Origin of the sequence: Delftia sp. ZNC0008 (assembly GCF_000799035.1) — a bacterium.
Classification (GTDB): Bacteria; Pseudomonadota; Gammaproteobacteria; order Burkholderiales; family Burkholderiaceae_C; genus Comamonas; species Comamonas tsuruhatensis.
This window is the reverse complement of sequence record NZ_JTKZ01000069.1, coordinates 1-4,842: the sequence shown is the minus strand read 5'-3', so window position 1 is coordinate 4,842 and position 4,842 is coordinate 1. Positions and strand designations below refer to the sequence as shown.

4 protein-coding genes and 1 pseudogene are annotated in these 4,842 nt (G+C 59.2%); 4 read left to right on the top strand and 1 reads right to left on the bottom strand.

Annotated elements, in window-relative coordinates; genetic code table 11:
• A partial coding sequence (locus tag L995_RS34160) for a Bug family tripartite tricarboxylate transporter substrate binding protein (protein ID WP_269431516.1) occupies positions 1-384 on the bottom strand: 384 nt, incomplete at its 3' end.
• Between the two features lie 186 nt (positions 385-570).
• On the opposite strand from L995_RS34160, the gene L995_RS02640 reads away from it, so the two are divergent.
• The 4 genes and pseudogenes from L995_RS02640 to L995_RS02630 all read left to right on the top strand — a co-directional run.
• On the top strand, positions 571-1,281 hold the full coding sequence (locus L995_RS02640; RefSeq protein WP_047468874.1) for a GntR family transcriptional regulator: 711 nt from the start codon (positions 571-573) through the stop codon (positions 1,279-1,281).
• A gap of 278 nt (positions 1,282-1,559) precedes the next feature.
• On the top strand, positions 1,560-2,990 hold the full coding sequence (locus tag L995_RS31665) for an AAA family ATPase (protein ID WP_074921572.1): 1,431 nt from the start codon (positions 1,560-1,562) through the stop codon (positions 2,988-2,990).
• A gap of 15 nt (positions 2,991-3,005) precedes the next feature.
• Positions 3,006-3,620 carry a DUF4276 family protein gene (locus L995_RS31660; RefSeq protein WP_047468872.1) on the top strand — a complete coding sequence of 205 codons (615 nt, stop codon included), beginning with the start codon at positions 3,006-3,008 and terminating at the stop codon, positions 3,618-3,620.
• Positions 3,621-3,921: 301 nt separating this feature from the next.
• Positions 3,922-4,842 (top strand): annotated as a pseudogene (locus tag L995_RS02630) (DNA mismatch repair protein MutS); the annotation flags it as partial.

Here is a 4,842-nt window from a genome sequence, read left to right as displayed (position 1 = left end):
AGGAAACGAAGGCAAGGCCACCAGCGCGATCGGATTGCGCGCCAACACGGTGACCGGCACCAGTGCGCGCTCCGGGTCATAGGCCAGCTTCCTGAAGAGGAACGGGTTCATCGACGCCACCGAGGGATCGAAGACCGCAAAGGTATGGCCATCGGCGGGTGCGGCCTGCAGGGCCTGCACGGCGATCACGCCCGAGCCGCCAGGGCGGTTGTCCACCACCACGGCCTGTCCGGTCTGCCCCGTGATGGCCGCCGCAATCTGGCGCGCGATGTTGTCCGAGGCCCCGCCTGCGGCATAGGGCACCAGGATTCGCAGCGGCTTGGATGGATAGGTGGTGGATGCAGCGGACGCCGCGCAAGAAAGGCTGATAAGGGCCGAGCCCATGGCAAGCCATTGGCGGCGGTTAGATGGTGATACGGGCATGTTTCCTCCCTGGATTTTGATGCATGGTACTTGATGCATCAAACATCAAACATGGGGTTAGCCCGTGGACCAGGCACGCTCGGATGTGACGGTCACCCCACCATCCCCCGGGAGGTACCATTGCGCCCAAGCAGTTGCGGAGGCCCGATGTCCAGCGTTTTTTCACAGATCCGAACCAATCAGACCCTTGCCGAAAAAACCTATCTGCAGATCCGTGACGCCATCGTGAGAGGCCAGCTGCAACCCGCGCAGCGCCTCGTCTACCGCAGCCTGGCCGAAGAGTTCGGCATCAGCCCCACGCCCGTGCGCGATGCCATACAGCGCCTGGCCTCCGAAGGCGCCCTGGACCTGGACGACCGCGGCGTGGCCACCGTGCCCGTGCTCAGCGTGGAGCAGTACGTGGAAATCATCGCCCTGCGCATCGAACTGGAAGGCCGCGCCGCCGCAGCCGCCGCCAGCCGCCATCCGGGCCAGGGCTTCATCGACACCCTCACCCGGCTGCACCAGGACCTGGAAAAATCCATCGCCGTGGACGACGACGCCACGCTGATCGCCAACGAGCGCTTCCACTTCTCCATCATCGAAGCCGCGCAGCAGCCCGTGCTGGCCAGCCTCATCGGCCTGCTGTGGCTCAAGTGCGGCCCGTCCGTGCGCTACCTGTACCGTGGCACCTACGCCCGCGCGGCCGAACATCCCCACATCCGGCTGATCCATGCGCTGGAGCAAAGGGATGGCCCCGCCGCCCGGCAGGCCGTGGTGCAGGATCTGCAAAGCGCCTGCCTGCATATCCTCAGGAAGATTGCCAAGGATGATGGGATGGCGTTTCCGCAGGAGTGGGTGGTGGCGGGCATGGGGTAGAAGCACTGTAGGTACGCCTCGCTGCAGTTGGCGCAGTAAGGATATAAGTGCCTGACTCCAAGCCTCCGTACCAGAATGTGCCTTCTCCTCCGCTGCATCCGACTCTCTTCGGACATATTTGAGGGTGGCGACCTCAAATTTCCCAAAGTTGCAAGACCATCGCCCAGCGCATGGCGTCATACTTTGACGGTGCTCGGCTAGGCCCTCACGATTACGTTCTGTAACGACCCCACACCGCCTAAGCCAAAGCATCGCCTGCAAATCGTCCAAGGAACATCATGTTGACTCGCTTGAAAGTCTCTGGGTTCAAGAATCTCCGAAAGATCGATGTCCAGTTCGGTCTGTTCACATGTATTGCTGGCGCCAACGGTGTCGGGAAATCGAACCTGTTCGATGCGATAACTTTTTTGTGCGATTTAGCGTCTATGCCCATTCTCAAGGCATGCAGCAACGTGCGTGGCACACATGGTCGAGCATCTGAGTTTGCATCTCTTTTTTTCCATGAAAAAGGTGAGAAAGAACTTCGAATGGAGTTTCTCGCAGAAATGATCGTTCGCAATGAGGTCGTTGATGACTTTGACCGCAGTGTCAAGCCAACAGCAACATTGCTTGAATACTCCTTGGTGCTTCGACTTAATACAGAAGCAGCACCGGGCTCTTCAAAGGATCCGATCTACATCGAGCACGAAGAATTGCGTGCCAAGCCATCCAGTGAAGCGCAAAAATTCCTTGCATTCAACGGTGGCTCAGATCTGGCAAAGAATAAGAAACTCATCTTCGGACCCGGTGCACGTACGTCGCCTTTCATCCAAACCGATAACAAAGACTCGGACGTCACGATCCTGCTACGCAGTGATCGAGGCGGCGGTCAGCCTCAGAAAATCTCGGCCCGCAAGAGTCCTCAAACCATTCTTTCTGGCGTTAATCTTTCATCGCACCCAACGGCATTGGCAGCCCGCCGAGAAATGCAGTCCTGGCGCATGTTGCAATTGGAGCCTTCGGCATTGCGCGCGCCGGATGATGTTTTTGGCGATGCGTCGCTTTCCTCAACTGGCGCGCATATGCCTAATACGTTGTTTCGCTTAGGGAGATACGGAGACATCGCAAACAGACTGGCCGACCTGATTCCCGGCGTGACGGCCTTGGATGTAGATACCGACGAGGCGAGGCAGCAACGCACATTGTCAGTAAAAATGAGCGATGGACGTCCGTACTCTGCAAGCTCTTTATCCGACGGAACGCTTCGTTTTCTTGCCCTTGCCGTACTTGCCAGTGATCCAGATGCCGAAGGACTGGTGTGCTTGGAAGAACCTGAGAACGGCATCCACCCTTTGCGCATTCCAGAAATGCTTCGCTTGGTGAAAGAGCTTTCCGATGCTGACCTATCGGGAGAAGAACTGGCCGTTCAGCATTCACTGCGTCAGGTCATTATCAATACACACTCTCCACTGGTCGTCGCTGAGCTTTTGGACGACGAGCTACTGTTTGCGGAGTCTTTGCGTCTGCGGGGAGCCTCGTTCGCAAATTTCAAACCGATTAAAGGGACTTGGCGAGAGCGTGTGTTGGCAACTTCCGAGACAGGCTTTATCACAAGGGGTGAGTTGCACGCCTACCTATCTGGCATGAGGATGAAATCGAAGAGCAATGGCATAAAACATGTTGTAGACCATTTACCCAGTGAGACACTGGATCTTTTTCATAGTGCTTGATGGGATGGTCAGTGCATGAAAACCCTCACAGCGACCTTGATCACCGACGGAACCTCCGACCGTACTTTGCTACCCATCGTCCAGTATCTTCTGGATGAATGGAGCCCACTTCCTCATCGCACGCTTTTTGCTGAAGGCCTTCATTCAGGATCACTCAAATCCAGAATACCGCGGGTAATAGAGCTTTTCCCTTGCGATCTGCTATTTATTCACAGAGATGCAGAGCGCGAACCTCTTGCGAACCGCGTTCAGGAAATTCGGACTGCACTGGCGGAATCTGTAACCCAGCATCGGCCGCATATCTGCCTTGTGCCTGTACGAATGACCGAAAGTTGGCTGTTGTTGGACGAGAGGGCAATCCGCTCAGCAGCAGGCAACCCCGAGGGGCGCATTCCGCTAAAACTTCCCAAGGCAAATGCCATAGAAGAGCTGGCAGACCCCAAGAGCAAACTGTTCGAGTCGCTGACCGCCGCCGCCGAGGTGACTGGAAGGCACAGACGAAGATTCCATCCGGAAGCGGCCCGGCATCGCGTAGCCGAAATCCTGGATCCCAGTTTGCTGCGTCAACTTGAGTCTTTCAAATTTGCCGAAAAACAGGTGATCGATTTTTTCCGTGCCAATTTCACCTGATTGACTTCAAGCGTGAAGCCACCGCGGCCTCCCAACCACTACGAACCACATCAGGCCGACCGTCTATCCCACGTAGTCAATAATGTGGTCTTTGCCTGTCACCTTGCAGCCCTCAAGGAAACGGTTTGAGGAGGGCAGCACGACAAACGTACACCTGCGCCTTCCTGCGGCCCCGCGCCATCCAGGCAGGCCTTGCCCGGCACCTTCGCGCCGCTGCAACCTGTTGATTCCCAAGCCAATGAGCGAACTCTCGCAAAGCACACAGCCCTCTCCGGCCCCTGATCTGTCGGCGCACACGCCCATGATGCAGCAGTACCTGGGCATCAAGATCAACTACCCTGACACGCTGGTTTTCTACCGCATGGGGGATTTCTACGAGCTGTTCTTCGGGGATGCGGAGAAGGTGGCGCGGCTGCTGGATATCACGCTGACCACGCGCGGGCAGACGGCGGGGCAGCCGATTCCCATGGCGGGCGTGCCCTTCCATGCGCTGGAGAACTACCTGGGCCGGCTGATCAAGCTGGGCGAGTCGGTGGCGATCTGCGAGCAGGTGGGCGAGGTGGGCGCCGCCAAGGGCCCGGTGGAGCGCAAGGTGGTGCGCGTGGTGACGCCGGGCACGCTGACCGACAGCGAACTGCTGTCGGACAAGAGCGAGGCGATCTTGCTGTCCCTGCACACGGCCGGGCGCCAGCGCTGCGGCCTGGCCTGGATGGCGGTGACGCAGGGGCGCATCCATCTGGCCGAATGCTCCCACGACGAGCTGGGCGCCTGGATTTCGCGCATTGCGCCCAGCGAGCTGATCTACAGCGCGGGCGTGACCGAGCGCTTCGAGCAGAGCCTGTTCGCGCTGCGCCATGGCGGCTCCATTGCCTGCCCGCTGTCGCCACGCCCTGACTGGCAGTTCGACGGCGGCCTGGGCGAGCGCAAGCTGCTGGAGCTGCTGGGCGCCGCCAGCCTCAAGGCCTGGGAGGCCGAGGACCTGCCGCTGGCCCATGGCGCCAGCGCCGCGCTGCTGTCGTATGCCGAGCACACGCAGGGCCGCAGCCTGTCGCACATCCACGCTCTGCAGGTGCAGCGCGACGATGAGCTGATTGCGCTGCCGCTGGCCACGCGCCGCAACCTGGAGCTGGTCAAGACGCTGCGCGGCGAGGATTCGCCCACATTGTTCTCCCTGCTGGACACCTGCATGACGGGCATGGGCAGCCGCCTGCTCAAGACGCGG